Source organism: Streptomyces sp. NPDC001093, assembly GCF_040298985.1.
In the GTDB taxonomy this organism is placed as follows: domain Bacteria; phylum Actinomycetota; class Actinomycetes; order Streptomycetales; family Streptomycetaceae; genus Streptomyces.
The window spans coordinates 1-2,485 of the sequence record NZ_JBEPBF010000276.1 but is presented as its reverse complement, the minus strand read 5'-3'; the positions used below and the strand labels follow the sequence as shown (position 1 = coordinate 2,485).

Sequence of the window (2,485 nt, the reverse complement as noted above, 5' to 3'; positions counted from 1 at the left end):
CGCCGGCCACGGCCCCGCGGCCGGCGCCCGCACCGGGACCGACGCCGGCAGGGCCACCGGCACCGCTCCCACCGAGCCCCGCCCGGACGGCTCCCGCCAGGGCCGCGCCCAGGGTTCCCGCGAGGGCCAGCGCGCCCCGCTCCTTGTGCGCGAGAAGCAGCGTGCGCACCTCCGACGCGTAGGGAGCCACCGCATGCACCACCGGCAGCCCGGCCGGCTCCGGCACCGGCCGCACCCGCCGCGGCGCGCGGCCGTACAGCGCGCCCCGGCACCGCGGACAGAGCACCGTACGAGGTGCTCCGCAGCCCGCGCAGTCGGTCGGCAGCACCAGGTCGGTGAGGTCCTGCCACCACCCCCGCATGTCCACCACTGTGCCAAGGCGGAAGCGACCCGGCCACCCCTGTGGAAAACGCCCTGTGGACAACCCGGCGGAACGCAGACCGCCCGTCACCCACACGGGTGACGGGCGGTAGACGGGCGGTATGCGACCACCCGGGGGAAGACGTGCGGGCGACGCTCAGCCCGGATAGACCGGCGCCGTCCCGTCCTTGTCCACCTTCTGCCACTGCGCCCCGGACGGCAGCCGTACGATCCCGTCGTCCTGCGAGTAGGCCACCAGGGGCACCCGCTCGTCCTCGGACGCGGCGATCGACTTCACGCCCGTGAGCGCACCCGGCGCCGGACCGTCGAGCGTCGAGCCGTCGACCTGGACGTATCGCATCTGCAGCACGCCGCCCTGCTCCCGGCCGGCCACGAGCAGCCTGCTGTCCCCGGCCCACGACAAGGCGCTGACCTGTTCCAAGTCGGGCGCGGCCGACCGCAGTTCGACCACCGACGTGCCCTGCCCGGTGCCGTCGTCGCGCTGGACCCGGCCGATCAGCAGCGACTGCGTGCCGTCCTTCTTCTCCACGACGAGCGCGATCCGCGCCCCGTCGGCGGCGACCCGCGCGTCCGTGATCCGCCCGGGCAGGTCCGGAACCGCGACCTCCTCCGGTTTGGCGGCATCCTGCTGCAGGACGTACAAGCGCGGACGGCGCTGGTCCCGGTCGGCCACCCACAGGTCGCCGCGGGCGTCCCAGCTCGGTGTCGTCAGCCGCCCGTCCGGAGTCGCGCCCTGGCTGGTCACCAGCGCCTGCCCCAGCGAGCCGCCGGACGCCAGCGACGTCACGTACAACGACCTGCCCTGGTCACCGACCCCGGCCGCGCTGTGCTCGTCCCGCGACACCGCCACCGACTCCAGGGCCTTGCCGCCCTCGCCCAGCGGACCCGGCACCGGTACGGCGCTGGTGGTGCTGCTCCCGGTCGGCATCCGGACCAGCCGGTGCTTGCCGTCGAGGTAGTACAGGTTCTCGGGGCTCTTGGCCGATCCGTGCCACGCGATGGCCTCGGCGCGCTCCTCGCTCAGGTCGCACAGCCGGTGGCCGCCGACGCCCTGCAGCTCGACGGACTCCAGCGTCGGCGCCAGGTTCCGCAGCGTGAACAGCAGCTGCGTCGCCATCTCGGTGCACTTGGTCGCCGCGACCTGGGACACCTTGAGGTTCAGCGGCACGGTCAGCTTGTTCTGGTCGTCCGGCGCCAGCCCCGACACGTCCTTCTGCAGGGCCGTACCGGTCGGGAAGCTGGACCTGACGACCGGCCCGAGCCAGCGCGTGGGACCGGTCAGCAGCGAGCGGACGATCTGCGTCATCGGGTCCACCTTGCTGCGTACGAACACCGGATCGGCGACCGCCACCGGCTCCCCCGTGGACCCGACCGTCGTGTCGGAGGCGAAGTAGTACTTGTCGACGGACGTGTAGTTGCGCTGGAAGTCCGACTTGCCCATGACGACACCGTCGGGCAGCGCGTCGATGCGCCACTGCCCGTTCTTGGGGTCCCGGGTGAGGTGCACCTTCTTCTGGTAGGAGCCGCCGGCCGGCTCGTACGCCTGCTGGGAGTCCACCGTCGCCACCATGCTGCCCGCGAGGACACAGGTGACGCTGTTGGCCGTCTCGCGCCCGCTGCCCGCCCGGCAGTCCGGCTCGATACTCGGCCCGTTGGCGAGGACCGTGGTCGACTGCTCCGGCCGCCAGACCCGCGCCGCATCGGACGTCAGGTACTTGCGGGCCGTGTCGTACGCCGGGTCGTCGCTGGTCAGCGCCTCCAGGAAGCCCTGCATGATCTCGGCGGGCCCGGCACCCTCGGCCGGCGGCATGGCGAACACCCGGACCCCGGTGTCCTGCCGCGGCGTGGACTCCACGTTCCGCAGATCCCCGCTGTCCGGCATCGAGGCACACCCGGCCAGCAGTACGGCCCCCAGGGCTGCGTACGCCACCGCGCGTCCCGGCCGGGGCCGGGCGCCCCCCCTGCGGTCAGCGCCCACGAAATGCCTCCCCTGGCTCGGTCGAGTCCTGCGTGTCTGCCGTGTCCGGCCGGGCCGCGCCCGCGCCGGGTGCCGGACGGGTGGTGGGCCCGTCTTCCGCGCGCCGTGCCCCGGCCCACCGCTGGC

Annotated in this window: 2 protein-coding genes; both read right to left on the bottom strand. The window is 73.9% G+C overall.

The features are described 5' to 3' along the window. Positions 1–361 (bottom strand): ComF family protein (locus ABT288_RS49800; protein WP_502973032.1); only part of this gene is annotated, 361 nt, incomplete at its 3' end. 156 nt (positions 362–517) lie between these two features. After that, the gene (locus ABT288_RS49795) at positions 518–2,359 is read right to left on the bottom strand and encodes an LpqB family beta-propeller domain-containing protein (RefSeq protein WP_351623430.1); all 1,842 of its coding nucleotides are present in this window, start codon (positions 2,357–2,359) and stop codon (positions 518–520) included. Positions 2,360–2,485 lie beyond the last annotated feature (126 nt).